22 protein-coding genes are annotated in these 26,154 nt (G+C 74.4%); 7 read left to right on the top strand and 15 right to left on the bottom strand.

All coding sequences use genetic code 11. From position 1 onward, the window contains the following. Window positions 1-169 precede the first annotated feature (169 nt). The 5 genes from scpB to G6556_RS04940 form a co-directional block, all read right to left on the bottom strand. Window positions 170-874 carry an SMC-Scp complex subunit ScpB gene (gene scpB / locus G6556_RS04960; RefSeq protein WP_166939113.1) on the bottom strand — a complete coding sequence of 235 codons (705 nt, stop codon included), beginning with the start codon at window positions 872-874 and terminating at the stop codon, window positions 170-172. Beyond that, a complete protein-coding gene (locus G6556_RS04955; RefSeq protein ID WP_205693052.1) occupies window positions 871-1,692 on the bottom strand; it encodes a ScpA family protein in 822 nt (273 codons plus the stop codon). The genes scpB and G6556_RS04955 overlap by 4 nt, the downstream gene beginning before the upstream one ends. Before the next feature lie 97 nt (window positions 1,693-1,789). Beyond that, on the bottom strand, window positions 1,790-2,656 hold the full coding sequence (locus G6556_RS04950; protein WP_166939109.1) for an AAA family ATPase: 867 nt from the start codon (window positions 2,654-2,656) through the stop codon (window positions 1,790-1,792). Between the two features lie 29 nt (window positions 2,657-2,685). Continuing rightward, a complete protein-coding gene (gene xerD / locus G6556_RS04945) occupies window positions 2,686-3,693 on the bottom strand; it encodes a site-specific tyrosine recombinase XerD (RefSeq protein ID WP_166939108.1) in 1,008 nt (335 codons plus the stop codon). Window positions 3,694-3,725: 32 nt separating this feature from the next. Beyond that, on the bottom strand, window positions 3,726-4,679 hold the full coding sequence (locus tag G6556_RS04940) for a heme o synthase (protein WP_166939106.1): 954 nt from the start codon (window positions 4,677-4,679) through the stop codon (window positions 3,726-3,728). A 331-nt stretch (window positions 4,680-5,010) separates the two neighbouring features. Between G6556_RS04940 and tal the strand changes: the two genes are divergently transcribed. The 5 genes from tal (at window position 5,011) to G6556_RS04915 (ending at window position 11,317) form a co-directional block, all read left to right on the top strand. Next, entirely contained in the window at window positions 5,011-6,129 is a 1,119-nt protein-coding gene (tal, locus tag G6556_RS04935; protein WP_166939105.1) for a transaldolase, read from the top strand. Beyond that, window positions 6,126-7,667 (top strand): glucose-6-phosphate dehydrogenase, encoded by a 1,542-nt coding sequence (gene zwf / locus G6556_RS04930; protein ID WP_147796641.1) that lies wholly within the window; start codon window positions 6,126-6,128, stop codon window positions 7,665-7,667. Before tal ends, zwf begins: the two co-directional genes overlap by 4 nt. Then, on the top strand, window positions 7,664-8,584 hold the full coding sequence (locus G6556_RS04925; RefSeq protein WP_166939103.1) for a glucose-6-phosphate dehydrogenase assembly protein OpcA: 921 nt from the start codon (window positions 7,664-7,666) through the stop codon (window positions 8,582-8,584). Before zwf ends, G6556_RS04925 begins: the two co-directional genes overlap by 4 nt. Next, window positions 8,581-9,363 (top strand): 6-phosphogluconolactonase, encoded by a 783-nt coding sequence (gene pgl / locus G6556_RS04920; RefSeq protein WP_166939101.1) that lies wholly within the window; start codon window positions 8,581-8,583, stop codon window positions 9,361-9,363. Before G6556_RS04925 ends, pgl begins: the two co-directional genes overlap by 4 nt. 313 nt (window positions 9,364-9,676) lie before the next feature. Next, window positions 9,677-11,317: a hypothetical protein gene (locus G6556_RS04915; protein WP_166939100.1), complete on the top strand. Its 1,641-nt coding sequence runs from the start codon at window positions 9,677-9,679 to the stop codon at window positions 11,315-11,317. Between the two features lie 260 nt (window positions 11,318-11,577). Here the strand turns inward: G6556_RS04915 and G6556_RS04910 are convergent, their stop codons facing one another. From G6556_RS04910 to uvrC, 9 genes are all read right to left on the bottom strand, one after another. Beyond that, complete coding sequence (locus G6556_RS04910; RefSeq protein ID WP_147796638.1) at window positions 11,578-11,934, bottom strand: RNA polymerase-binding protein RbpA; 357 nt, start codon at window positions 11,932-11,934, stop codon at window positions 11,578-11,580. A 12-nt stretch (window positions 11,935-11,946) separates the two neighbouring features. Further along, a complete protein-coding gene (gene secG, locus G6556_RS04905; RefSeq protein ID WP_146837079.1) occupies window positions 11,947-12,189 on the bottom strand; it encodes a preprotein translocase subunit SecG in 243 nt (80 codons plus the stop codon). 143 nt (window positions 12,190-12,332) lie between these two features. Continuing rightward, complete coding sequence (tpiA, locus tag G6556_RS04900) at window positions 12,333-13,121, bottom strand: triose-phosphate isomerase (protein WP_166939098.1); 789 nt, start codon at window positions 13,119-13,121, stop codon at window positions 12,333-12,335. 5 nt (window positions 13,122-13,126) lie between these two features. Continuing rightward, window positions 13,127-14,317 (bottom strand): phosphoglycerate kinase, encoded by a 1,191-nt coding sequence (locus tag G6556_RS04895; protein ID WP_166939096.1) that lies wholly within the window; start codon window positions 14,315-14,317, stop codon window positions 13,127-13,129. Window positions 14,318-14,452: 135 nt separating this feature from the next. Further along, on the bottom strand, window positions 14,453-15,457 hold the full coding sequence (gene gap, locus G6556_RS04890) for a type I glyceraldehyde-3-phosphate dehydrogenase (RefSeq protein ID WP_166939095.1): 1,005 nt from the start codon (window positions 15,455-15,457) through the stop codon (window positions 14,453-14,455). Window positions 15,458-15,688: 231 nt separating this feature from the next. After that, complete coding sequence (gene whiA, locus G6556_RS04885; RefSeq protein WP_166939093.1) at window positions 15,689-16,669, bottom strand: DNA-binding protein WhiA; 981 nt, start codon at window positions 16,667-16,669, stop codon at window positions 15,689-15,691. Between the two features lie 4 nt (window positions 16,670-16,673). After that, a complete protein-coding gene (gene yvcK, locus G6556_RS04880) occupies window positions 16,674-17,654 on the bottom strand; it encodes a uridine diphosphate-N-acetylglucosamine-binding protein YvcK (protein WP_166939091.1) in 981 nt (326 codons plus the stop codon). Next, window positions 17,651-18,598, bottom strand: a complete 948-nt coding sequence (rapZ, locus tag G6556_RS04875) for an RNase adapter RapZ (protein ID WP_166939089.1) — start codon at window positions 18,596-18,598, stop codon at window positions 17,651-17,653. The genes yvcK and rapZ overlap by 4 nt, the downstream gene beginning before the upstream one ends. Continuing rightward, window positions 18,595-20,685 carry an excinuclease ABC subunit UvrC gene (gene uvrC / locus G6556_RS04870; RefSeq protein WP_166939087.1) on the bottom strand — a complete coding sequence of 697 codons (2,091 nt, stop codon included), beginning with the start codon at window positions 20,683-20,685 and terminating at the stop codon, window positions 18,595-18,597. The genes rapZ and uvrC overlap by 4 nt, the downstream gene beginning before the upstream one ends. Before the next feature lie 98 nt (window positions 20,686-20,783). Here uvrC and G6556_RS04865 point away from each other — a divergent pair, with 98 nt between their 5' ends. Further along, complete coding sequence (locus G6556_RS04865) at window positions 20,784-21,305, top strand: OsmC family protein (RefSeq protein WP_166939086.1); 522 nt, start codon at window positions 20,784-20,786, stop codon at window positions 21,303-21,305. A gap of 9 nt (window positions 21,306-21,314) precedes the next feature. On the opposite strand, the gene uvrA is transcribed toward G6556_RS04865, so the two are convergent. Continuing rightward, window positions 21,315-24,179, bottom strand: a complete 2,865-nt coding sequence (gene uvrA, locus G6556_RS04860) for an excinuclease ABC subunit UvrA (protein WP_346774725.1) — start codon at window positions 24,177-24,179, stop codon at window positions 21,315-21,317. Between the two features lie 120 nt (window positions 24,180-24,299). On the opposite strand from uvrA, the gene G6556_RS04855 reads away from it, so the two are divergent. After that, a partial coding sequence (locus G6556_RS04855) for a glycoside hydrolase family 15 protein (protein WP_346774726.1) occupies window positions 24,300-26,154 on the top strand: 1,855 nt, incomplete at its 3' end.

The raw sequence follows: 26,154 nt of genomic DNA, 5'->3' as shown, positions 1-26,154 counted from the left end.
CCGCCGTAGCCGCCCGACCCGGACCGCCCGCCGCCGGGGCGACCGCCCTGGCCCGCGCCGCCGCGCCCGGCTCCCCCGGACCGACCGCCGGACCCGCCGGCCCCGCCGGCCCCGCGGGCACCGCCGCCCGCGCCACCGCGTCGGCCGCCGCCCTGTCCTGCTGCACTCATCACACGTCTCCTGTCGTCACTGCGGCCCCGTCCAGCCCGTCGAACGCGTCGATCTCGGGCAGGTACGGGGCGAGCGGGGGCAGCTCGTCGAGGCTCGTGAGGCCCATCCGCTCGAGGAAGTATCCCGTGGTCCGGTACAGCAGCGCACCAGAGGCCGGGTCGGTGCCCGCCTCCGCGACCAGCCCGCGGGCCGTCAGCGTGCGCACCACGCCGTCCACGTTGACCCCGCGCACGCCCGAGACCTGGCCGCGCGTGACCGGCTGCCGGTACGCGATCACGGCCAGGGTCTCCAGCGCCGCCTGGGTCAGCCGGGCGGTCTGCCCGTCCAGCACGAACTGGCCGACGACCTGGTGGAACGCCGGCGCGGAGTAGATCCGCCAGCCCTCGCCGGCCTGGCGCAGCTCGAACCCGCGGGGGCGGCCGCCGTGCTCGCCGCGGTACTCCTCGGCGAGCGTCCGGAGCAGGTCGACGACCTCGCCGGTCGGCAGGCCGAGCACCGTGGCGAGCCGCACGGCCGGGATCGGCTCGTCGGCGACCATGAGCACGGCCTCCAGCGCCGCGAGGGCGCCCCCGGGCAGGTCGTGGACGTCGGGCGCGTCGGTCTGCGGCTCGGGGGGCAGCTCGCCCTCGGCCAGCCCGTGCGCGCGCTCGTCGCCGGGCCGGTCGGGCGCGTCGGCCCGGGCGGTCGTCGGGTCGTCGGTCATGCGTCCTCCCCCTCGTCGGGTGCGGCCGGCAGCAGGTCGTCCGCCTCGTCGAAGTCCGACGCGACGGCCACGTCGCCGTCCTCGGCACCGGTCCACCGCACGGTCAGCTCGCCCAGCGGCGTCACCTGGTCGAACGCCACCGCGCCCTCGCGGAACAGCTCCAGCAGCGCCAGGAACCTCGCCACCACCAGCAGCGTCGAGTCGGCGTCGGCGGTCAACGCGCGGAACGACGCCGCGCCGCCGTGCCGCAGCCGGTCCGCGAGCACCGCGGCCTGCTCCCGCACGCTCACGGCCGGGGCGTGCAGGTGGCTGAGGTCGACGCCGGGCGGCGGGGGCGGCGGCGCGAGCGCCTTCGCGGCCAGCGCGGCGAGCTCCTGCGGCCCGATCTGCCAGATCAGCTCCGGCAGCATGGCGGCGAGGTGCGGCTCGAGCTGCACGGTGCGCGGCAGCCGCCGGCCCTGCTCCGTGAGGCGGGTGCCGATGTCGGCGGCCACGACCTTGTACGCGCGGTACTGCAGCAGCCGCGCGAACAGCAGGTCCCGGGCCTCCAGCAGCTCGAGGTCCTCGGCGTCCTCGACCTCGCCGGCGGGCAGCAGCCGCGCGGCCTTGAGGTCGAGCAGCGTCGCCGCGACCAGCAGGAACTCGGACGCCTGCCCCAGGTCCCACGGGCGCCCGCCCTCCGCCTCGGCCCGCTCGGCCGCGCGGATGTACGCGATGAACTCGTCCGTGACCGCGGCGAGGGCGACCTCGGTGATGTCGAGCTTGTGCTTGGAGATCAGCCCCAGAAGCAGGTCGAACGGCCCGGAGAAGTTCTCCAGGTGGACCTCGAACGCGCCGGACCCGGCCCGGGGCGCGTCCTCGGGCGCAGCGGGCGCGGCGGGCGCGGCGTCGAGGACCTCGGCGGTCGGCGCCGGCTCAGGCGGCGTCGCCACGGGCGACGAGCTCCCGCGCGAGCTGCCGGTACGCGTGCGCCCCGGCGTGCGTCGGCGCGTACGTCGTGATCGGCTCCGCGGCCACCGACGCGTCCGGGAACTTCACGGTGCGGCCGATGACGGTGTGCAGCAGGGTGTCGCCGAACGCCTCGTAGACCCGGGCCACGACCTCGCGGGCGTGCAGGGTGCGCGGGTCGTACATGGTGGCCAGGATGCCGTCGACCTCCAGGCGCGGGTTCAGCCGGTCCCGGACCTTCTCGATCGTCTCGACCAGCAGCGCCACGCCGCGCAGCGCGAAGAACTCGCACTCCAGCGGGATGAGCACGCCGTGCGCCGCGGTCAGCGCGTTGACGGTGAGCAGGCCCAGCGACGGCTGGCAGTCGACCAGCACCACGTCGTAGTCGTCGAGCACGGGCCGCAGCACGCGGGACAGGATCGACTCGCGGGCGACCTCGCTGACCAGCTGCACCTCGGCGGCCGACAGGTCGATGTTCGCGGGCAGCAGGTCGAGCCCGGCGATCTCGGTCGGCCGGATCAGGTCCTGGACGCGCGCGTGCCGGTCGACCAGCAGGTCGTAGACCGTGCGGTCCAGCTCGTGCGGGTTGGCGCCCAGGCCGACCGACGCCGCGCCCTGCGGGTCGAAGTCGACGATCAGCACCCGGCGGCCGTACTCGGCCAGCGCGGCGGCGAGGTTGATCGTGGTGGTCGTCTTGCCGACGCCGCCCTTCTGGTTGCACATCGCGATGACGCGGGCGGGACCGTGGGCGGCGAGCGGCGCGGGGACGGGGAAGTCGGGCAGGGGCCTGCCCACCGGGTCGGTTGCGATCTCGGTCGTCTCCTCGCGTGCCACCCGCACAACCTACCGGAGCGGCACGGCGGTCAGCCGTCTCCCGCGCCGGTGCGCGCGGCGCCCGTCCCGGCCCGCGCGACGCTCCCCCGCCTGGCGCGCGGGTGGCTGGTCGCGTACACCTCGCGGAGCGTGTCCGGCGTCACCTTCGTGTAGATCTGCGTGGTCGTCACCGACGCGTGCCCCAGCAGCTCCTGGACGACCCGCACGTCCGCGCCGCCGGCCAGCAGGTGGGTCGCGAACGAGTGCCGCAGGGTGTGCGGGGACACGTGCTCGGCGCCCGGGAGCCCGGCGCGCTCGGCGGCCGTGCGGAGCACCGCCCACGCGCTCTGCCGGGACAGGCGGGCGCCGCGCGTGTTGAGGAACACCGCCGCTCCCCCGCGCCCCGCGGCGGCCAGGGCGGGCCGGGCGCGCACCAGGTACGCCTCCAGCGCCTCGACGGCGTAGGCGCCCACCGGGACGACCCGCTCCTTGCTGCCCTTGCCGAACAGCCGGACCGCCGCGCGGCCCTCGGTGAGGTCCAGGTCGTCGACGTCCAGCCCGACCGCCTCGGAGATCCGCGCACCGGTCGAGTACACGAGCTCCAGCAGCGCCCGGTCCCGCAGCGGGACCGGCCCGTCGCCGAGGGAGGCCGCCTCCAGCAGCCGCAGCACCTCGTCGGTGCCGATGGCCTTGGGCAGCACCTGCGACTGCTGGGGCGGCCGCACGGCGCGGGCGGGGTCGGCGGCGGTCAGCCCCTCGAGCACCGCGAACCGGTGCCAGCCCCGCACGGCGACGACGGCGCGCTTCGCGGACGACGCCGACAGCACGGCCCGGCCGTCCGAGCCGGTCCGCACGGCCGTGAGGAAGTCCTCGACGTCGGCCTCGGTGACCTCGGCCACCGACGTGCGACCCGCGGCGGCGAGGTGGTCGACGTACCGGGTGAGGTCGCGCCGGTACGCGGCCAGCGTGTTCGCCGACAGCCCGCGCTCGACGGTGAGGTGCGCGAGGTAGCCGTCGAGGGCGGCGCGCAGCGCGGGGGCCGGCTGCTCGTCCGTCATGCCGGGCGCCTCCCCGCGGTTCCTCCGGTCGGTCAGAGCGGGAGGAACACGTCGACCGCCACCGCGACCGACAGCAGCGACAGGTACGTGATCGACCCGTGGAACACCGACATCGCGCGGAGCTTGCCGCGGCGCGGGTCCTGGGCGCGACGGTACAGCGCGATGTTCGACCAGAGGAACCACACGCCGAGCACGGTCGCGACGACCGCGTACACCCAGGTCATCCCGGCGACCGGGACCAGCAGCAGCGAGCAGGCGATCATCGCGACGGTGTACGCGATCATCTCCTTCGCGACCTTCGACTCGGCGGCGACGACCGGGAGCATCGGGACGCCCGCGGCCGCGTAGTCCTTGCGGAACTTCATCGACAGCGGCCAGTAGTGCGGCGGCGTCCAGAAGAAGATGACGCCGAACAGCAGCACCGCGGCCCAGGACAGCCCGCCGGTCACCGACGACCAGCCGATGAGCACCGGCATGCAGCCCGCGGCGCCGCCCCAGACGATGTTCTGCGGCGTGCGTCGCTTGAGGATCATCGTGTAGCCGACGACGTAGATGAGGATGGCGCCGCCCGTGAGCAGCGCGGACGGCACGTTGACCAGCAGCGCGAGCCACAGCAGCGAGCCGACGCCGAGCGCGAGGCCGAACAGGAGCGCGGCGCGCGGGGTGATCTCGCCCGTGACCAGCGGCCGCCGCTTGGTGCGGTTCATCACCTGGTCGATGTCGCGGTCGATGTAGCAGTTGAGCACGTTCGCCGCGCCGGCCGCGGCCGCGCCGCCCACCAGGGTGGCGAGCACGAGCCCGATCGGCGGGAACCCGCCCTGCGCCAGGATCATCGTCGGCAGCGTCGTGACGAGCAGCAGCTCGATGACCCGCGGCTTGGTGAGCGCCACGTAGGCGGCCAGCCGGCGGCGCAGCGCGCTCCGGCCGTCCTGGGCCGGGACACCCGGGGCCCGCGACGAGGCCCCGGCGGGAGCGGCTGGGCTCATCGTGCGCACGCTCCGGTCCTCCGCCCGTCGCTCGACCGCGCCGGCCGGACGGCCCCGCGGATGATCGGTGACCATCGTACGGCCCCGCCGGCGGCAGATGCGGCCCCGAACCGCCTGGGACCTCGGTCCCGGTCGTGTGACGTCCGTCGCCCCGGGCCGCCGCGGGGCGGGCCGGACGGCGCTCCCCCGCCTCGCGGGTCTAGGCTCGAAACGCACGCCCGGCCCCGGGGGAATCAGGACCGGGCGTGAGCGGCGCCCGGCCTGGTCAGGACGGGCCCGACCGTCGACGCCCCGGCCCGGAGTCCGGGGCGAGAAGTGAGGTGGCACGACGATGACAGAGGGCATCACGCCGCTCGACCAGGTGGCCGACGCGGGCGTCGCGGTATGGCTGGACGACCTGTCCCGGGAGCGGCTGCGCACCGGGAACCTGAAGGACCTCGTGGCCGAGCGCCGCGTGGTCGGGGTCACGACCAACCCGACGATCTTCGCGAGCGCGCTGGCCAAGGGCGAGTCCTACGACGAGCAGCTGAAGCAGCTGCGGGCGCAGGGCACGGACGTGGACGGCGCGGTCTTCGCGATCACGACCGACGACGTGCGCGAGGCGGCCGACGTGCTGCGTCCCGTCTACGACGCCACCGACGGCGTGGACGGCCGCGTGTCGATCGAGGTCGACCCGCGCCTCGCGCACGACGCGCAGGCGACCGTCGACTCGGCGCGCGCGCTGTGGTCCACCGTCGACCGGCCGAACCTGTTCATCAAGATCCCCGCGACGCTCGACGGCCTGCGGGCGATCACCGAGGTGCTCGCCGACGGCATCAGCGTCAACGTCACGCTGATCTTCTCGCTCGAGCGGTACCGCGCCGTGCTGGACGCGTTCCTCGAGGGCCTGGAGCGCGCGAAGGCCAACGGCCACGACCTCGCGCCCATCGCCTCCGTCGCGTCGTTCTTCGTGTCCCGGGTGGACGCGGCGATCGACCCGCGCCTGGACGAGATCGGCTCGCCCGAGGCCGCCGACCTGCGCGGCAAGGCCGCCATCGCCAACGCCCGGCTCGCCTACGGCGTGTACGAGGAGGTCGTCGCCGGGGACCGCTGGCAGGCGCTCGCCGCCGCCGGCGCCAAGCCGCAGCGGCCGCTCTGGGCGTCCACCGGGGTCAAGGACAAGGCCTACCCCGACACGCGCTACGTGGACGAGCTCGTCGTGGCCGGCGTGGTCAACACCATGCCCGAGGCGACGCTGCAGGCCGTGTTCGACCACGGCGACTTCCGCGGCGACACCGTCACCGGCACCCAGGCCGAGGCGCAGGACGTCATCGACCGCCTCGCCGGCCTCGGCATCGCGATCGACGAGGTCACCGACCAGCTCGAGCGCGAGGGCGTCGACAAGTTCGAGAAGTCCTGGGCCGAGCTGCTCGACACCGTCCGCGGCGGCCTGGAGCAGGTGGCCGAGTGAGGCCCGCGAAGGTCACGGCGGAGCACAACCCGCTCCGCGACCCGCGGGACCGCCGGCTCCCCCGGATCGCCGGGCCCTCGGGCCTGGTGATCTTCGGGGTCACCGGCGACCTCGCCCGCAAGAAGCTCATGCCCGCGGTGTACGACCTGACCAACCGCGGCCTGCTCCCGCCCGGCTTCGCGCTCACCGGGTTCGCCCGGCGCGACTGGGAGGACCAGGACTTCGCGCAGATCGTGCACGACTCCGTCAAGGAGCACGCGCGCACCCCGTTCCGGGAGTCCACCTGGCGCCAGCTGTCCGAGGGGATCCGGTTCGTCCAGGGCACCTTCGACGACGACGACGCGTTCGACCGGCTGCGGCAGACGGTCGAGGACCTCGACGTCACCCGCGGCACCGGCGGCAACCACGCGTTCTACCTCTCGGTGCCGCCGAGCGCGTTCCCCGTGGTCTGCAAGCAGCTCGCCCGCTCCGGCCTGTCCGAGTCCGTCGAGGACGCCTGGCGGCGCGTGGTCATCGAGAAGCCGTTCGGCCACGACCTGCAGTCGGCCCGCGAGCTGAACGACGTCGTGTCCTCGGTGTTCCACCCGGACGACGTGTTCCGCATCGACCACTACCTGGGCAAGGAGACGGTCCAGAACCTGCTGGCGCTGCGGTTCGCCAACCAGCTGTTCGAGCCGATCTGGAACGCCAACTACGTCGACCACGTGCAGATCACGATGGCCGAGGACATCGGCGTCGGCGGCCGCGCGGGGTACTACGACGGCATCGGCGCGGCCCGCGACGTCATCCAGAACCACCTGCTGCAGCTCCTGGCACTCACGGCCATGGAGGAGCCGGTCACGTTCGACGCGCACGACCTGACCGCCGAGAAGATCAAGGTCCTCTCCGCCGTCCGCGTGCCCAAGGACATCGGCAAGCACACCGCCCGCGGGCAGTACGCCGAGGGCTGGCAGGGCGGCGAGAAGGTCGTGGGCTACCTGGACGAGGGCGGCTTCGACCCGAACTCCACCACCGAGACCTTCGCCGCCATCCGCGTCGACGTGGACACCCGCCGCTGGGCCGGCGTCCCGTTCTACCTGCGGACCGGCAAGCGCCTCGGCCGCCGCGTCACCGAGATCGCCGTCGTGTTCAAGAAGGCGCCGCACCTGCCCTTCGAGTCGACCGCGACCGAGGAGCTCGGCAAGAACGCGCTGGTCATCCGGGTGCAGCCCGACGAGGGCGTCACCCTGCGGTTCGGCGCCAAGGTGCCGGGCACCGCGATGGAGGTCCGCGACGTCACGATGGACTTCGGCTACGGCCACGCGTTCACCGAGTCGTCCCCCGAGGCCTACGAGCGCCTCATCCTCGACGTCCTGCTGGGCGACCCGCCGCTGTTCCCGCGGCACGAGGAGGTCGAGCTCTCCTGGAAGATCCTCGACCCCATCACGTCCTACTGGGCGTCGAAGGGCAAGCCGGAGCCGTACCGCGCCGGCACCTGGGGGCCGGAGTCGGCCGACCGCATGATGGAGCGCGACGGACGGACCTGGAGGCGACCGTGATCATCGACCTGCCCAAGACGACCACCCGCGACATCAACAAGCGGCTGGTGCAGGAGCGCGAGGAGGGCGGCGCCGTCGCCCTCGGGCGCGTGCTGACGCTCCTCATCGACGTCGGCGCCAACGACCCCGAGGACGCCATCGCGGCTGCGAACGACGCCAGCCGCGAGCACCCCTGCCGCGTCATCGTGCTCACCGAGTCCGGCCCCGAGGCCGCCGACTCCGAGCTCGACGCGCAGATCCGGCTCGGCGGCGACGCCGGCGCGTCCGAGGTCGTCCTGCTGCACCCGTCGGCCGCGCAGGCCCGGCACCTGGACACCCTGGTGCTCCCCCTGCTGCTGCCGGACGCCCCGATCGTCGCCTGGTGGCCGTACCAGGTGCCCGACGACCCGTCGCAGCACCCGCTCGGCCAGCTCGCCCGGCGCCGGATCACCGACACCACCGAGTGCAGCAACCCGTCCGACGCGCTGCACCGGCTCGCCGGCGGCTACGCCGAGGGCGACACCGACCTCGCGTGGACCCGCACCACCCTGTGGCGCGGGCTCATCGCGGCGACGCTGGACCAGCCGCCGTTCGAGCCCGTGACCCGCGCGGTCGTGGCCGGCGAGAGCACCCACCCGTCGGTGGACCTCATGGCGGCGTGGCTCGGCTGGGCGCTCAACTGCCCCGTCGACATCGAGCGCCAGGCCGACGCCCCGGCGATCACCCAGGTGCGGCTCGAGCGGAGGTCCGGCCCGATCGTGCTCGACCGGCCCGACGGCAAGACCGCCGCGCTGCGCCAGCCCGAGCAGCCCGAGCACCGGATCGCCCTGCCGATCCGCCAGCTCCGGGAGTGCCTCGCCGAGGAGCTCCGCCGGCTGGACGCCGACGAGGTCTACGGCGAGGTGCTGCGCAAGGGCCTGACCAAGGTGGGCGCGTGACGGGCGCGCCGCGGACGGTGCTCGTGCACCCGGACGCGGACACCCTCGCCGAGGCGACGGCCGCGCGGCTCATCACGCGGCTCGTCGACCTGCAGTCGGCCGCCGCCCCGGTGCACGTCGTGCTGACCGGCGGCACCGTCGGGATCAAGACGCTCGCCGCGGTGGCGTCGTCCCCGGCCCGCGCGGCCGTCGACTGGACCGGCGTGCACCTGTGGTGGGGCGACGAGCGGTTCCTCGCCGACGGCGACGCCGACCGGAACGAGACCCAGGCGCGGTCCGCGCTCATCGACCCGCTCGGCGACGCCCTCCCGGCGGCGAACGTGCACCCGATGCGTCCTCGGGACCCCGAGGCGGGCGTCGCGACCCCGGAGGACTCGGCCGCGGCCTACGCCGCCGAGCTCGCCGCGTTCGCGCCCGAGGGGGCCGACGTGCCGACGTTCGACGTGCTCATGCTCGGCATGGGCCCGGACGGGCACGTGGCGTCGCTGTTCCCCGGGCACGAGGGCGTCGGCGTCACCGGCGTCCCGACCGTCGGCGTGCACGGCTCCCCCAAGCCGCCGCCGGAGCGCGTCTCGCTGACGTTCGAGTCCATCCGCGCGGCCCGCGAGGTGTGGGTCGTGGCGGCCGGCGCCGAGAAGGCCGGTGCGGTCGCCTCCGCCCTCTCCGACGCCGACGTGACCGTCACCCCCGCCGCGGGCGCCCGCGGCACGGAGGCGACGCTCTGGCTCGTCGACGCGGCCGCGGTCGCGGAGGTCGGCGCGGAGCCCGGCGCGGCGTAGCCCGCTCCGCTCCCCCGGCGAGGGCCCTGCAGCCACGGTGCTGCGGGGCCCTCGCCGCGTCCGGCGCCGGCGGGGCCGCCCGGCGCCGGCCGAGGTCGTCGGTTCTGGCCGCCCGAGGGGTGGCGCAACCGGCGACCTCGGGCGGAACCGGCGACGTCGCCGCGTCCCCGGCCGCGAGGTGGGCGGCTGGGTCGGGTGTCGGCTGGGTCTCGGTTGCGCAACGGGTCCGCATCGCCGCGCCGAACGGCCGCGCGGGGGTGCCCGGACCTGCGAAGGTGCGGCTGCCGGACCCGCCGGCGCGGAGGGAGGGCGCGTGGACCGCACCACGTGGCGCACGGCACGCGACTGGGTCGCGCACCCGGTCACCTGCCTGGCCGTGCTGCTCCTGCTGCTCAACGACCACGTCCTGAAGGCCGCGTACGGCACCTGGTGGACCGGGAAGCTCTCCGACGTGGCCGGCCTCGTCCTCGCGCCGCCGCTGCTCGCCGTCGCCGCCGCGTGCACCGGTCGCCCGGTGCGCGCCGGTCGTCTGGTCGCCGTCCCGGCGCTCGTGGTCGGCGTCGGCTTCGTCCTCGCCAAGGCGACGGCCGTCGGCGCGGAGGTCGCCTCCGCGGCGTGGTCGGTCGTCGCCGGCCCGTCCCTGGTCCGCCAGGACGCCACGGACCTGCTCGCCCTGCCGGCGCTGGCGGTCGCCGCCCTGGTCGGCCGGCGGGCGGCGGCCGGTGCGTCCCGGCCGGAGCCGGAACCCGCGCGGCGGCGCGTCCCGCCCCGGTGGCTCCTGGCGCTGCCGCTCGCCGTGCTCGCGACCGTGGCCACGTCGGCCGCCGACGTGCGGTCCGCCGACGTGGCGAAGGTGGTGGACGGCGTCGCGTACGTCGACGGGCGCGAGGGCTGGTACCGCTCCACCGACGGCCTCACCTGGACCGCCGTCGACGAAGCCACCGGCGACACGGCCACCGATCGTCCCGAGGACCCGCCCACGCAGGTGCTCCCCGACCCGTGGTCGGAGGACGTGCCGTCGGACGACGCGCCGCCCGCCGCACCCGCGCCACGCGCGCAGGACCGCGACGGCGACGGCTGGGCGGACGAGGTCGAGGAGCCGGCCGTGGTCGTCGTCGCGTGCACGCCCGCCGGCAGCACCTGCTTCCGGCCGGTCGACCAAGGCCTCGGCGTCGAGCGGAGCGACGACGGCGGACGCACGTGGCGGCCCGAGTGGTCCGTCCCGGCCGACGACCTGGCCGCGCTCCGCGCGCGCAGCGGTGACGTCGGCGTGCTCGGCACGCGGGACGTCGCCGTGCTCCCGGTCCCCGGCGGCTTCCGCGTCCTCGCGGCCAACGGGGGCGACGGGCTGGCCGTCCGCGACGTCGACGGGACCTGGACGCGCCTCGACCACGTCTACGAGGACCCGACCGCCACGGTCGTACCCCTGCCCGGCGAGGACTCGGTCCGGCCGACGTACCCCGTGCCGGAGGGAGTCGTGGTCGCCGTCCTCGCGATCGGCCTCGTCCTGCTCGCCACCGGCCGCTCACCGGTGCGGAGCGGGACGACGCGCTCGATGGTCACGGCGGCGACCGGGGTGAGCCTGGCCGCGCTCGGCGCGGCGGTCCTCGCGGTCGTCCGCGTCGAGGCCGCCGCCTACCCCGGGCACATGCGGGTCGTGTGGTACCTCGTGTGGGTGCCGCCGGTCGTCGCCGCCCTCGCGGCCGCACTCTCCGTCGCCGCCGGGATCACCGCCGCGGCGGTCAGCGGCCGCGCCCGGGCCATCGCCCCGGCCGTCGTCGCGGGCGTCGCGGCCGGCGTCGCCTGGGACCTCGCGCCGGCGCGGCCCGTCGCCGTCACGACCGCGCTCCTCGCGACCGCGCTCGGCGCCGGGGCGGCGCGCACCTGGGTGCGCCGCGCCCCCGGGCACGACCCCGAGCCCCCCGAGTACGTGTGGGGCCCGTTCCCCCGCTGACCGGCTGCCGAGGTCGGCGGTTCCGTCCGCCGGGGCGCGGCGCAACCGGCGACCTCGGGCGGAACCGGCGACCTCGCCCCCGGGGGTGGCCGCCGAGTTCGCCGGTTGCGCGCTCAGCGGGCTCGGGGAACCGGCGAGCTCGCGCGGAACCGGCGAACTCGGCGACGGCCCTGCCCGCCCGCGACGCGACGAGGGCCCCGCAGCGCGTGCTGCGGGGCCCTCGTCGGTGCTGCGGTGCTGCGGTGCTGCGCCGGTGCGGGTCAGCGCACCCCGCCGCGGCGGCGCGCACGGAGCGCGGCCAGCGCCTCGTCCAGGATCGCCTCGCCGTCCTCGGCGGAGCGGCGCTCCTTCACGTAGGCCAGGTGGGTCTTGTACGGCTCGTTGCGCACGGGCGACGGCGGGTTCGCCTCGTCCTGGCCGGCCGGGAAGCCGCAGCGCGGGCAGTCCCAGGTCTCGGGCGCCTCGGCGGCGGCCTCCTCGGCGAAGGACGGCCGGGTCTCGTGGCCGTTCGCGCACCAGTAGGAGATCCACACGCGGGGCGCGGCGTCACCGCGCTCGGCCTCGCCCATGGGGCCCGCACCGACGCGGGACCCCCGGATCGCACTTCCGCTCGCCATGAGGTCTCTCCCTCAGCTCACGCGCTCGATGAGACCGAGCAGCACGATCACGACCGCCCACACGAGGCTGACGCCCACGGTGATGCGGTTGAGGTTGCGCTCGGCCACGCCGGAGGACCCGGCGCTGCTGGTGATGCCGCCGCCGAACATGTCGGACAGACCGCCGCCCTTGCCCTTGTGCAGCAGGACGAGCGGGACGAGCAGCAGGCTCGTGACCACCAGGAGGACCTGGAGGGCGATGGTGAGGGCTGTCACGGCGGGTCTGGCTCTTCTCGCTGTCGGGGACCCCGGACGGGGTCGGTCGGGTGGACCGCGGTCCAGGGTAGGCGACGCGCCGCGCAGGAATCCAGCACGACAGGCCGGATCGGGCCGCGGGTCGCCCGGTCGGCCGGGGTGGCTCAGGCGCCGACGTGCTCCTGGAAGCGCGCGATCTTCGCGAACTCCTCGGCGTCGAGCGACGCCCCGCCGACGAGCGCGCCGTCGACGTCGGGCTTGCCGATGATCTGCGCCGCGTTGCCGGACTTCACCGAGCCGCCGTAGAGCACGCGGACCGCGTCGGCGACCTCGGCCGAGTACAGCTCGGCGAGCTTGCCGCGGATCGCCGCGCAGACCTCCTGCGCGTCCTCGGGGGTCGCGACCTCGCCGGTGCCGATGGCCCAGACGGGCTCGTAGGCGATGACGACGGTCGGCGCCTGCTCGGCGGTGACGCCGGCCAGGGAGCCCTCGAGCTGGGTCAGCGTGTACTCGACGTGGGTGCCCGCCTTGCGGATCTCCAAGCCCTCGCCGACGCAGACGATCGGGGTGATGCCGGCGCCGAGCGCGGCGACCGTCTTGGCCGCGACGACCGCGTCGGACTCGCCGTGGTACTCGCGGCGCTCCGAGTGGCCGGTCGCCACGTAGGTCACGCCGAGCTTCGCGAGCTGCGCGGCGGAGACCTCGCCGGTGTACGCGCCGGACGCGTGCTGCGACACGTCCTGCGCGCCGTAGCCGATCTCCAGCTTGTCCGCGTCGACCAGGGTCTGCACGGAGCGGATGTTGGTGAACGACGGCAGGACGACGACCTCGGCGGTGCCGAAGTCGTGCTTGGCGTCCTTCAGGGTCCAGGCGAGCTTCTGCACCAGGTGCACGGCCTCGTGGTGGTCGAGGTTGAGCTTCCAGTTGCCCGCGATGAGGGGGGTACGTGCCATTCGGATCAGTCCTCCAGGACCGCGATGCCGGGGAGGGTCTTGCCCTCGAGGAGCTCCAGCGACGCGCCGCCGCCGGTCGAGATGTGGCCGAAGCCGGCCTCGTCGAAGCCGAGGCGACGGACGGCCGCGGCCGAGTCGCCGCCGCCGACGATGGAGAAGCCCTCGGTGTCGACGAGCGCCTGCGCGACGGCCTTGGTGCCCTCGGCGAACGCCGGGAACTCGAACACGCCCATCGGGCCGTTCCAGGCGATGGTCTTCGCGTCGAGGATCGCGGCGCGGAACAGCTCGCCGGACTTCGGGCCGATGTCCAGGCCCATCTTGCCGGCGGGGATCTTGTCCGCGTCGACGGTCTCGTGCGGGGCGTCGGCGGCGAAGCCGTCGGCCGCGACGATGTCGACGGGCAGCACGATCTCGACGCCGGACTCCTGCGCCTGCGCGAGGTAGCCCTTGACCGTCTCGACCTGGTCCTCCTCGAGCAGCGAGGAGCCGACCTCGTGGCCCTGGGCCTTGAGGAAGGTGAACACCATGCCGCCGCCGATGAGCAGCTTGTCGGCCTTGGTGAGCAGGTTCGCGATGACGCCGAGCTTGTCGGAGACCTTCGAGCCGCCGAGCACGACGACGTAGGGGCGCTCGGGGTCCTCGACGGCCTTGCGCAGCGCCTCGACCTCGGTGAGCACGAGCTGGCCGGCCGCGTGCGGGAGCCGCAGCGCGACGTCGTAGACCGACGCCTGCTTGCGGTGCACGACGCCGAAGCCGTCGGAGACGAACGCGTCCGCGAGGGCGGCGAGCTCGTCGGCGAGCGCGCCGCGCTCGGCCTCGTCCTTGGAGGTCTCGCGCGCGTCGAACCGGATGTTCTCGAGCAGCGCGATCTGGCCGTCCTCGAGCGCCGCGACCGTGTCCTTGGCGGACTCGCCGACGACGTCCTCCGCGAGGGCCACCGGCTGGCCGAGCAGCTCGCCCAGGCGGGCGGCGACGGGGGCCAGCGAGTACTTCGCGTCGGGCTCGCCCTTCGGCCGGCCGAGGTGCGCGGTGACGACCACGCGGGCGCCGGCGTCGAGCAGGCCCTTCAGCGTGGGCAGCGCGGCGCGGATGCGGCCGTCGTCGGTGATGGTCGTGCCGTCGAGCGGCACGTTGAAGTCGGAACGGACGAGCACGCGCTTGCCGCGCAGGTCGCCGAGGTCCTCGATGGTCTTCATGCTTGCCTACCTTGCTCCGCGGGGCCGTCGGGACCGACGACCGGGGCTGTCCATGACGGCGCCCGCGACACGCCGGGGTCGGAGGCCGACCCCGGCGTGCGCGGGCGCATGTGCGTCGCTACGGACGGCTGAGGGTCAGAGACGCTCGCCGACGTAGGAGGTGAGGGTGACGAGGGAGTTGGAGTAGCCCCACTCGTTGTCGTACCAGGACACGACCTTCACCAGGTCGCCCGACACCTTGGTCAGCTTCGAGTCGAAGATGCTCTGGTGCGGGTCGGTGACGATGTCGGAGGACACGATCTCGTCCTCGACGTACGCCAGGACTCCCTTGAGCGGGCCCTCGGCGGCAGCCTTGACCGCGGCGTTGACCTCGTCCACCGTGACCTCGCGCGAGGCGGTGAAGGTGAGGTCGGTCGCCGAGCCGGTGATGGTCGGGACGCGCAGGGCGTAGCCGTCCAGCTTGCCCTTGAGCTCCGGCAGCACGAGCGCGACGGCCTTGGCGGCGCCGGTCGAGGTCGGGACGATGTTCTGCGCGGCGGCGCGGGCACGACGGAGGTCGCGGTGCGGGCCGTCCTGCAGGTTCTGGTCACCCGTGTAGGCGTGGATCGTGGTCATGAGGCCACGCTCGATGCCGATCGAGTCGTTGAGCGCCTTCGCCAGCGGGGCGAGGCAGTTCGTGGTGCACGACGCGTTCGAGATGATGTGCTGCGTGGCCGGGTCGTACGACTCGTGGTTCACGCCGACGACGAAGGTGCCGTCCTCGTTCTTCGCCGGGGCGGAGATGATGACCTTCTTGGCACCGGCGGTGATGTGCGCCTTGGCCTTCTCGGCGTCCGTGAAGAAGCCGGTCGACTCGATGACGATGTCGGCGCCCAGCTCGGCCCAGGGGAGGTTGGCCGGGTCGCGCTCGGCGAGGGCGCGGATGTTCTTGCCGTCGACGATGATGTTGTCGTCGTCGAAGTCGACGCTCAGCGGGAAGCGGCCCAGCACGGTGTCGTACTTGAGCAGGTGAGCCAGCGTCTTGTTGTCCGTCAGGTCGTTGACGCCGACGATCTCGATGTCGGCGCCCGACGCCACGATGGCCCGGTAGAAGTTGCGCCCGATGCGGCCGAAGCCGTTGATGCCGACCTTGATGGTCACTTGCCCTCCTCGGCACGCGCCGGCACAGGCCAGCGCACACTGTTGCGGTGATGGACTGCGCACGCCGGTGTGCGCTCCGGAAACGCCGCGGTCACAGGAACTTGACCCTCAGAACATCTCCGGATGGCCTAGAGCCTATACCCGAGCGCAGGGTGGCGCAGGGACCTAGGTCTGGCCGACGGGCGGGCCGTCCGTGGTGCGGACGGAGCTTCACCCGCGGCCCGCGGCCTGCTAGAGGTCCAGCAGGTCGGGGCTCAGCCCGGACTCGGTGTCCGGGATGCCGAGGTCGGCCGCGCGCTTGTCGGCCGTCGCCAGCAGGCGGCGGATCCGGCCCGCCACCGCGTCCTTGGTGAGCACCGGGTCGGCGAGCTTGCCGAGCTCCTCCAGCGAGGCCTCCTTGTGGGCGAGCCGCAGCTCCCCGGCCTCCCGCAGGTGCTCGGGCACGTCGGCGCCCAGGATCTCGAACGCCCGCTCGACCCGCGCGCCCGCGGCGACCGCCGCGCGCGCGGACCGGCGGAGGTTCGCGTCGTCGAAGTTGGCCAGGCGGTTGGCGGTGCCGCGCACCTCGCGGCGCACCCGGCGCTCCTCCCAGACCAGCAGCGTGTCGTGCGCGCCGAGCCGGGCCAGCATCGCGGCGATGGCGTCGCCGTCGCGGATCACCACCCGGTCGACGTTGCGCACCTCGCGGGCCTTGGCGGGGATCTGCATCCGCCGCGCGGCGCCGACCAGGGCCAGCGCCGCCTCGGGGCCCGGGCAGGTGACCTCGAGGGCCGACGACCGGCCGGGCTCGGTCAGCGAGCCGTGCGCGAGGAACGCCCCGCGCCAGGCCGCCTCGGCCTCCTGCACGCCGGCGGAGACGATCTGCGGCGGCAGCCCGCGCACCGGGCGGCCGCGGTTGTCCAGCAGGCCGGTCTGCCGCGCGAGCGACTCGCCGTCCTTCACGACCCGCACGACGTACCGGTTGCCGCGGCGCAGCCCGCCGCCGGACACGACGATCACGTCCGACTGGTGCCCGTAGACCTCCGCGATCGCGGTGCGGAGCCGGCGGGCGGCCATGCCGGTGTCGAGCTCGGCCTCGATGACGATCCGCCCCGAGATGATGTGCAGCCCGCCCGCGAACCGGAGCGTCGCCGACACCTCCGCCTTCCGGCACGACGTCTTGTCGACCTGGAGCCGCGCAAGCTCGTCCTTCACCTGTGCCGTCAGAGCCATGCGGTCATCCTGCCATCCCACGGGGTGCCCCGACGTCGCCGAGGTAGCCCTCGACCACGTCGCTGATCGCGGCGGCCAGGCGCAGCGCGTCGTGCCGGGGCGTGCCGTCGCCGCGCCGCACCTGCCGCAGCAGCAGCCGGCCGCCCTGGGCGCGGGTGCGCTCCTCGAGCTCGTCGACGTCCTCCACCGCGCCGGGGTCCGCGATCACCGCGTCCAGCCGGAGCTCCGGGGCGTGCTGCCGCAGCGCGTCGAGGTGCTCGCACGGGCCCATGCCGGCGGTCTCCGCGTCCGGGCTGAGGTTGAGCAGCACGATCTTGCGGGCCGACGTCCGGTGCAGCGCCTCGGCGAGGTCCGGCACCAGCAGGTGCGGGATGACCGAGGTGTACCAGGACCCCGGGCCGAGCACGACCCAGTCCGCCTCCTCGACGGCCGCGACCGCCTCGGGCAGCGCCGGCGGGCGGTCGGGCAGCAGGCGCACGCCCTCGATCGGGTCCCGGGCGACCGCGACGTGGCTCTGCCCGCGCACCAGCTCCAGCGTGCCGTCCGCGCGCCGCACGTCGGCCTCGATCGCCAGCGGCACGGCGGCCATCGGCAGCACCCGGCCGCGGGCGCCGAGCAGCCGGCCGACCCAGTCCAGGCCGTCGACGGTGTCGCCCAGCAGCTCCCACAGCGCGACGATCAGCAGGTTGCCGACCGCGTGCTTGTCCAGGTCGCCGGCCGAGGTGAACCGGTGCTGCAGCACGTCGCGCCAGGTCCGGCCCCAGTCGGAGTCGTCGCACAGCGCGGACAGCGCCATGCGCAGGTCACCGGGCGGCAGCACGTCGAGCTCGTCGCGCAGCCGGCCGGAGGAGCCGCCGTCGTCCGCCACGGTCACGACCGCGGTGAGCCGGTCCGTCACCCGGCGCAGCGCCGACAGCGAGGCGGACAGCCCGTGACCGCCGCCCAGGGCGACGAACGCGGGGTGCCCGTCGCGGGACGGGCTCATTCCTTGCCGAGGTCGCGCGCGGCCACGGTGACGCGCTGCCCCCGGGACCGGAGCCGCTCGGCGATCGCCTCGCTGATCGCGACGGACCGGTGCTTGCCGCCGGTGCAGCCGACCGCGATGGTCACGTAGCGCTTCTCCTCCGCCAGGTAGCCCGCGAGGACGGGCTCCAGGGCGTCGACGTACCGGTCCACGAAGTCCACCGCGCCCGGCAGCCCGAGCACGTAGTCCCGCACGGGGGCGTCCCGGCCGGACATGTGCCGCAGCTCGGTGATCCAGTACGGGTTGGCGAGGAACCGGACGTCGACGACGTGGTCGGCGTCCAGCGGGATGCCGTACTTGAAGCCGAAGGACAGCACGTTGACCCGCAGCGCGTCCTCCTCCTGCTCCGACGACACCGCGGCCCGCACGATCCGGCCGAGCTCGTGCACGTTCGTCTCCGACGAGTCGATCAGCACGTCCGCGCGCTCCCGGATGTCCTGCAGCAGGCTGCGCTCGGCGGTGATGCCGTCGAGGATGCGGCCCTCGCCCTGCAGCGGGTGCGGGCGGCGCACCTGCTCGTACCGGCGCACCAGCACCTCGTCCGAGGCGTCGAGGAACAGGATCCGGTAGTCGATGCCGGACTCCCGCAGCTGCGCGAGCACCGCGAGCAGGTCCGCGAAGAACTCACGGCCGCGCACGTCCACGACCGCCGCGATGCGCAGGTCCGCGCTCGGCGGGCCGCCGTGGGTGAGCATCCCGACGAGGTGCGTGAGCATCTGCGCGGGCAGGTTGTCGACGACGTACCAGCCCATGTCCTCCAGCACCGCGCCGGCGCGGGTGCGACCCGCCCCGGACATGCCGGTGATGATCAGGACGTGGGGCTGCCGGACACGGGGCGCCTGGGTGGCCGCCTCGATCGCGGGGATGCCGTGGGGGACGGTGATCGGCGAGGTCTCGTCGCTCATGAGCCCAGCATGCCAGGCGTGTCGGCGGTCGGCTGCGGCGCGTCGGCCACCGGCTCGGCCGGTGCGGGCACCGTCGCGTCCCCGGGACCGGCCAGCGCCGCCACCACGGCGGCCGCGGTCCGGGCGCCCATGCCGGGCACGGTCGCGATCTCCTCCGCCGAGGCCGCCTTGAGCCGCTTGAGCGAGCCGAAGTGCTTGAGCAGCGCCGCGGACCGCGCGGGGCCCAGCCCCGGGACCGTGTCGAGCGCCGAGACCGTCATGCCCTTGCTGCGCTTCTTGCGGTGCGCGGTGATGGCGAACCGGTGCGCCTCGTCGCGGACGCGCTGCAGCAGGTACAGCCCCTCCGAGGAGCGCTGCAGGATCACCGGGTAGTCCTCCCCCGGCAGCCACACCTCCTCGAGCCGCTTGGCCAGGCCGCACAGCGCCACGTCGTCGATGCCGAGCTCGGCCAGCGCCGCCGCCGCGGCCGCGACCTGCGGCGGGCCGCCGTCGACCACGACCAGGTTCGGCGGGTAGGCGAACCGCTGCGGGCGGCCCGTCGTCTCGTCGATCGGGCCGGACCGCACCGGGCCGGCGTCCGCGTCCGCCAGCGCCTCGGCGACCTGGTCCTCCCCCAGCCCGAGCTCCAGGTCGCCGGCCTGCTCGCGCTCGGCGAGGTAGCGGCGGAACCGGCGGGTGATGACCTCGTGCATGGCCGCGGTGTCGTCGCGCGCGCCCGTGCCCTCCGGCCCGCGGATGCCGAACGTCCGGTACTCGCTCTTGCGCGCGAGCCCGTCCTCGAACACCACCATCGACGCGACCTGGAACGTGCCCTGGTTGTGCGACACGTCGTAGCACTCGATGCGCAGCGGCGCGGAGTCCAGGCCGAGGGCCTCCTGGATCTCCTGCAGCGCCTGGCTGCGGGTCGTCAGGTCGCCGGCACGGCGGGTCCGGTGCAGCGCCAGCGCGTGCTCGGCGTTCTTACGGACCGTCTCGGCCAGCTCGTGCTTGTCGCCGCGCTGCGGGACTCGCACGTGCACCCGACCGCCGCGGAGCCCGGACAGCCAGGTCTGCACCTGGTCGAGGTCGTCCGGCAGCACCGGCACCAGGACCTCGCGCGGCACGGAGCCGGCCGCCGCACCCGACGCCGCGGCGCCGGCGTCACCCGCGGGCGCGTCGCCGTAGACCTGCTGCAGCAGGTGCTCGACGAGCTGGGCGTCGGTGACGTCCTCGACCTTCTCCACCACCCAGCCGCGCTGGCCGCGGATCCGGCCGTCGCGGACGTGGAACACCTGGACGGCGGCCTCGAGCTCGTCGCCGGCCAGGGCGAAGATGTCGGCGTCCGTGCCGTCGGAGAGCACGACGGCGTTCTTCTCCGTCGCGCGCTTGAGGGCGCCGATGTCGTCCCGGAGCCGGGCCGCGCGCTCGAAGTCGAGCTCGGCCGACGCCTCCTGCATCCGCTGGGTCAGCCGCCTGGTGAACCGGGCCGTGTCGCCCGCCATGAAGTCGGCGAACTCCTCGGCGAGGACGTGGTGGTCCTCCTGGGAGATCTTCCCGACGCAGGGCGCGGAGCACTTGTCGATGTAGCCGAGCAGGCACGGCCGGCCCTGCTGCCGCGCGCGCTTGAACACGCCCGCCGAGCAGGTGCGGACCGGGAACACCCGGAGCAGCAGGTCGACGGTCTCCCGGATCGCCCAGGCGTGCGCGTAGGGGCCGAAGTACCGGGTGCCGGGCCGCTTCGCCCCGCGCATCACCTGGACCCGCGGGAACTGGTCCGCCAGCGTCACCGCGAGGTACGGGTAGGACTTGTCGTCGCGGTACTTCACGTTGAACCGCGGGTCGAACTCCTTGATCCAGGAGTACTCCAGCGCCAGCGCCTCGACCTCGGTGCCGACGACGGTCCACTGCACCGACGCGGCGGTCGTCACCATCTGCTGGGTGCGCGGGTGCAGGCCGGCGACGTCCTGGAAGTACGAGTTCAGGCGCGACCGCAGGCTCTTGGCCTTGCCGACGTAGATGACCCGGCCGTCCTTGTCGCGGAACCGGTAGACGCCGGGCTGGTCCGGGATCTCTCCCGGTGCGGGGCGGTAGGTGGCGGGGTCAGCCATGCGTGCCACCGTAGTTCGCCCGACCGACAGCCGCGGACCTTGCGGCGGGCACCGAGGTGCCCGCGCCCCCGGTCCGGCGCGCCGGTACCGTCGGCCGCATGGGACTGCTGCACGAGTACGCCGCCGACGTCGTCTGGACGGGCGCCGGCGCCACGGGCACCACCGGGTACGCGGCGTACAGCCGGGACCACGAGGTGCGGGTCGCCGGCAAGCCGGTCGTCCTCGCGTCGGCCGACCCCGCGTTCCGGGGCGACCCGGCGCGGCACAACCCCGAGGAGCTGCTCGTCGCCGCGCTGGCCGAGTGCCACATGCTCTGGTTCCTCCACTTCGCCGCCACGTCGGGCGTGGCGGTCGTCGGGTACGCGGACCGGGCCGGCGGGACCATGCGGGTCGAGGCGGCCGGCCACGGGCAGTTCACGCAGGTCGTGCTGCGCCCGCAGGTCACGGTGCGACCGGGCGGCGCCGCCGCGGCGGACGGTGCCGCGCTCGACGCGCAGCTGGCGGACCTGCACCGCCGGGCGCACGAGCACTGCTTCATCGCGCGGTCGGTGACGTTCCCGGTGCTGACCGAGCCGGCGCCCGCGGTGCTGGAGACCGCGGGCGCCGGCTCGGCGGGCTGAGGCGGGACCTCAGGCGCTGACCCGCTCCGTCGCCGGGTCGGCCAGCACCTCCGCCAGGAACGTCCCGGTGTGGCTGGCCTCGACCCGCGCGACCTGCTCGGGCGTGCCCTGCGCGACGACCGTGCCGCCGCCGGAACCGCCCTCGGGGCCCATGTCGACGACCCAGTCGGCGTTCTTGATCACGTCGAGGTTGTGCTCGATGACGATCACGCTGTTGCCCTTGTCGACCAGGCCCTGCAGCACGCCGAGGAGCTTCCGGATGTCCTCGAAGTGCAGGCCGGTCGTCGGCTCGTCCAGCACGTAGACCGTGCGGCCGGTGGACCGGCGCTGCAGCTCGGTCGCGAGCTTCACGCGCTGCGCCTCACCACCGGACAGGGTCGGCGCGGGCTGGCCGAGCCGGACGTAGCCCAGGCCCACGTCGACGAGCGTCGTGAGGTGCCGGGCGATCGCGGGCACCGCGGCGAAGAACTCCGCGGCCTCCTCGATCGGCATGTCCAGCACGTCCGCGACCGTCTTGCCCTTGAAGTGCACCTCGAGCGTCTCGCGGTTGTACCGCGCGCCGTGGCAGACCTCGCACGGGACGTAGACGTCCGGCAGGAAGTTCATCTCGATCTTCAGCGTGCCGTCGCCCGAGCAGGCCTCGCAGCGGCCGCCCTTGACGTTGAACGAGAACCGCCCGGCGGTGTAGCCGCGGACCTTCGCCTCGGTGGTCTCGGCGAACAGCTTGCGGATCCGGTCCCACACGCCGGTGTAGGTCGCCGGGTTCGACCGCGGGGTGCGGCCGATCGGGCCCTGGTCGACGTGCACGACCTTGTCGAGGTGCTCCAGGCCGCTGACCCGCTTGTGCCGGCCGGCCACCCGCCGGGCGCCGTTCAGCTCGTTGGCCATCACCGTGTAGAGGATCGAGTTCACCAGCGTCGACTTGCCGGAGCCGGACACGCCGGTCACCGCGGTGAACGTCCCGAGCGGGAACGACACGTCGACGTTCTTGAGGTTGTGCTCGCGGGCGCCGTGCACGGTGACCTGGCGCTTCTTGTCGACCTTGCGGCGCTGCGCCGGCATCGGGATCGAGCGGCGGCCGGACAGGTACGCGCCCGTCATCGACTCGCGCGACGCCAGCAGGCCCTCGAGGTCGCCGGAGTGCACGACCTTGCCGCCGTGCTCGCCCGCGCCCGGGCCCACGTCGACGATCCAGTCCGCGGTGCGGATGGTGTCCTCGTCGTGCTCGACGACGATCAGCGTGTTGCCGAGGTCGCGGAGCCGGGTGAGCGTGTCGATGAGGCGCCGGTTGTCCCGCTGGTGCAGGCCGATCGACGGCTCGTCCAGGACGTACAGCACGCCGACGAGGCCGGAGCCGATCTGGGTCGCGAGGCGGATGCGCTGGGCCTCGCCGCCGGACAGCGTCGCCGCGGCGCGCATGAGCGACAGGTAGTCGAGGCCGACGTCGAGCAGGAAGCCGAGCCGCGCCTGGATCTCCTTGAGCACCTGCTCGGCGATCTGCCGCTCGCGCACCCCGAGCTCCAGGGCGTCGAGGAACTCCTTGGCCTCGCGGATGGGCAGCGCGCACACCTCGGCGATCGACTTGCCGCCGACGCGCACGGCGAGCACCTCGGGCTTGAGCCGGGTCCCGTCGCAGACGGGGCACGGCACCTCCCGCATGTACGCCTCGTACTTCTCCTTGCTCCACTCCGACTCGGTCTCCCCGTGCCGGCGCTCGAGGAACGTCACCACGCCCTCGAAGCCGGTGGAGTACTGCCGCTCGCGCCCCCAGCGGTTCTTGTACTTGACGTGCACCTTGTGGTTCTCGCCGTACAGCACCGCCTTCTTGGCGCGCTCGGGCAGCGCCCGCCACGGCTGGTCCATCGAGAACCCGAGGTCGTCCGCCAGCGCGGTCAGCACGCGCTCGAAGTACTCGGAGGAGATCTGCGCCCAGGGGGCCACGGCGCCGTCGCGGAGCGACAGGTCGTCGTCCGGGACCACGAGCTCCGGGTCCACCTCGAGGCGCGAGCCGATGCCGGTGCACTCGGGGCAGGCGCCGTAGGGGGCGTTGAACGAGAACGTGCGCGGCTCGATCTCGTCCAGCGTGAGCTGGTGGTCGTTCGGGCACGCGCGGTTCTCGGAGAACCGGCGCTCGCGCTCCGGGTCGTCCGCGTCGAGGTCGACCATGTCGACCAGGATCAGGCCGCCGGCGAGGCCGAGCGCGGTCTCGACCGAGTCGGTCAGCCGGCGCTGCACGCCCTCGCGCGACACCAGGCGGTCGACGACGACCTCGATGTCGTGCTTGAGCTTCTTCTCCAGGGTCGGCGGCTCGGCCAGCTGGACGACCTCGCCGTCGACGCGGGCGCGGGCGAAGCCCTTGGCCTGCAGCTCCTTGAACAGGTCGGCGTACTCGCCCTTGCGGCCGCGGACCACCGGCGCGAGCACCTGGTACCGGGTGCCCTCGGGCAGCTCGAGCAGCCGGTCGACGATCTGCTGCGGGGTCTGCGCGGTCACGCGCTCGCCGCACACCGGGCAGTGCTGCGTCCCGGCGCGCGCGAACAGCAGGCGCAGGTAGTCGTAGACCTCGGTGATGGTGCCGACGGTCGACCGCGGGTTCCGGTTGGTCGACTTCTGGTCGATCGACACCGCGGGCGACAGGCCCTCGATGAAGTCGACGTCGGGCTTGTCCATCTGACCGAGGAACTGGCGCGCGTACGCGGACAGCGACTCGACGTAGCGGCGCTGGCCCTCCGCGAAGATGGTGTCGAAGGCCAGCGACGACTTCCCGGACCCGGACAGGCCCGTGAACACGATGAGCTTGTCGCGCGGGAGGTCCAGGTCGACGTTGCGCAGGTTGTGCTCGCGGGCCCCCTGGACCACCAGACGATCATTCACGCGCAGCATGCTACGGCGCACCACCGACATCCGCACATGTGTTCGAACCGTAAAGGTGGTCCGACCTGCGCCGTCGCCGCTGGTCGACGCATGATGAGGACCGTGACCGACCACGCCGCCGTGACGGACCCCACGCCCGGCACGACCCCCGCGCCCGGCTCCGCGCCGACCCCGATCGGCGACTACGCCGTCCTCGGCGACGGCCGCACCGCCGCCCTGGTCTCCCGCGCCGGGTCCGTCGACTGGCTGTGCCCCCCGCGGTTCGACTCCCCCGCGTGCTTCGCCGCCCTGCTCGGCGGCCCGGAGCACGGCCGCTGGCTGCTCACCGCGCCGGACGCCACCCGGGTCACGCGCCGCTACCTCGACGACTCGTTCGTGCTCGAGACGACCTTCGAGACGCCCACCGGCACCGCGGTGCTGCTCGACGCCATGCCGCTGGGCGACGGCCGGTGCGACCTCGTCCGGCGCGTCACCGCGGTGCGCGGGTCGGTGCGCATCCGGCACGAGTGGGTCGTGCGGTTCGGCTACGGCGCCGTCGTCCCCTGGCTGCACCGGGTGCCCGAGGCCGACGGGCACGGCGAGGTCATCCGCGCCGTCGCGGGGCCGGACAGCCTGGTGCTGCGCGGCGACCGGCTCCCCCGGCCCGGCCGCGGCCCGCACCGCGGGCACGCCGACGACCTCGTCCTCGCCGAGGGCGAGAGCCTCGGGCTCTCGCTCACCTGGGTGCCGTCGTGGCAACCGGTGCCGCGCGCGCCCCGGCTCGCGCACCGGGTCGAGGCCACCGAGCACCAGTGGGCGCACTGGGCGCGGTCCGCCCGGTACCGGGGCACGTACCGGGACGCCGTCGTCCGCTCGCTGCTGGTGCTCCGGCTGCTCACCGACTCCGAGACGGGCGGCATCGTCGCCGCCGCGACCACCTCGCTCCCCGAGGACCCCGGCGGCGAGCGGAACTGGGACTACCGGTACTGCTGGCTGCGGGACGCCGCGATGACGCTGGAGGCCCTGCTCGAGCACGGGTACCGGCACGAGGCGCAGGCCTGGCGGCAGTGGCTGCTGCGGGCCGTCGCGGGCGACCCCGCGCAGGTGCAGATCATGTACGGCGTCGACGGCTCGCGGGAGCTGGCCGAGCGCACGCTCGACCACCTGCCCGGGTACGCCGGGTCGCGCCCCGTGCGGGTCGGGAACGCCGCCGTCGGGCAGGTGCAGAACGACGTCCTCGGCGAGGTGATGGCGGCGCTGCACCTCGCGCGGACGTCCGGCGTGGCCGAGAGCGGCGACTCCTGGTCGCTGCAGAGCCACCTCGTCGAGCACCTGTGCCGCACCTGGCGGCGGCCCGACAGCGGCATCTGGGAGGTCCGCGGCGACCCGCAGCACTTCACGCACTCCAAGGTGATGGCGTGGGTCGCCCTCGACCGGGCCGTGCGCGCCGTCGAGGAGCACGGGCTGCCCGGGCCCGTCGACCGCTGGCGCCGGGAGCGCGACGCCGTGCACGCGGACGTGCTCGCCCACGCCTGGGACGCGGGGCGGGGCACGTTCGTGCAGCACTACGGCGCGACGCACACCGACGCGTCCCTGCTCCAGCTGGTGCTCGTCGGGTTCCTGCCGCCCGACGACCCGCGGCTGGTCGGCACCGTGGCCGCGATCCGCGACGAGCTGGAGGTCGCGCCCGGCCTGCTGCTCCGCTACCGCACCGACCGCACCGACGACGGGCTGCGCGGCTCCGAGCACCCGTTCCTCGCCTGCTCCGGCTGGCTGGCCGACGCGCTCGCGCGCCAGGGCGACGTGGACGGCGCCACCGCGGTGCTCGACGTGCTGGACGGCCTGCGCACCGACGTCGGGCTGCTGGCCGAGGAGTACGACCCCGCGACCGGGCGGATGATCGGCAACGTCCCGCAGGCGCTGTCCCACCTCGCGCTCGTGCGCGCCGTGCACAGCCACGACGAGGCGCTCGGGCGCGGCGCGCACGAGCGCGAGG

Source organism: Cellulomonas sp. IC4_254, from assembly GCF_011603975.1.
Classification (GTDB): domain Bacteria; phylum Actinomycetota; class Actinomycetes; order Actinomycetales; family Cellulomonadaceae; genus Cellulomonas.
Note: the sequence above shows the minus strand (reverse complement) of the source record. Positions and strands in the feature narration are given on the sequence as shown.

What these genes read in the sequence shown, in the direction of transcription:
- scpB (WP_166939113.1), bottom strand. Translation starts at nt 874, where the DNA reads ATGACCGACGACCCGACGACCGCCCGGGCCGACGCGCCCGACCGGCCC.
- xerD (WP_166939108.1), bottom strand. Translation starts at nt 3,693, where the DNA reads ATGACGGACGAGCAGCCGGCCCCCGCGCTGCGCGCCGCCCTCGACGGC.
- G6556_RS04940 (WP_166939106.1), bottom strand. Translation starts at nt 4,679, where the DNA reads ATGAGCCCAGCCGCTCCCGCCGGGGCCTCGTCGCGGGCCCCGGGTGTC.
- tal (WP_166939105.1), top strand. Translation starts at nt 5,011, where the DNA reads ATGACAGAGGGCATCACGCCGCTCGACCAGGTGGCCGACGCGGGCGTC.
- G6556_RS04910 (WP_147796638.1), bottom strand. Translation starts at nt 11,934, where the DNA reads ATGGCGAGCGGAAGTGCGATCCGGGGGTCCCGCGTCGGTGCGGGCCCC.
- tpiA (WP_166939098.1), bottom strand. Translation starts at nt 13,121, where the DNA reads ATGGCACGTACCCCCCTCATCGCGGGCAACTGGAAGCTCAACCTCGAC.
- G6556_RS04895 (WP_166939096.1), bottom strand. Translation starts at nt 14,317, where the DNA reads ATGAAGACCATCGAGGACCTCGGCGACCTGCGCGGCAAGCGCGTGCTC.
- whiA (WP_166939093.1), bottom strand. Translation starts at nt 16,669, where the DNA reads ATGGCTCTGACGGCACAGGTGAAGGACGAGCTTGCGCGGCTCCAGGTC.
- yvcK (WP_166939091.1), bottom strand. Translation starts at nt 17,654, where the DNA reads ATGAGCCCGTCCCGCGACGGGCACCCCGCGTTCGTCGCCCTGGGCGGC.
- rapZ (WP_166939089.1), bottom strand. Translation starts at nt 18,598, where the DNA reads ATGAGCGACGAGACCTCGCCGATCACCGTCCCCCACGGCATCCCCGCG.
- uvrC (WP_166939087.1), bottom strand. Translation starts at nt 20,685, where the DNA reads ATGGCTGACCCCGCCACCTACCGCCCCGCACCGGGAGAGATCCCGGAC.
- G6556_RS04865 (WP_166939086.1), top strand. Translation starts at nt 20,784, where the DNA reads ATGGGACTGCTGCACGAGTACGCCGCCGACGTCGTCTGGACGGGCGCC.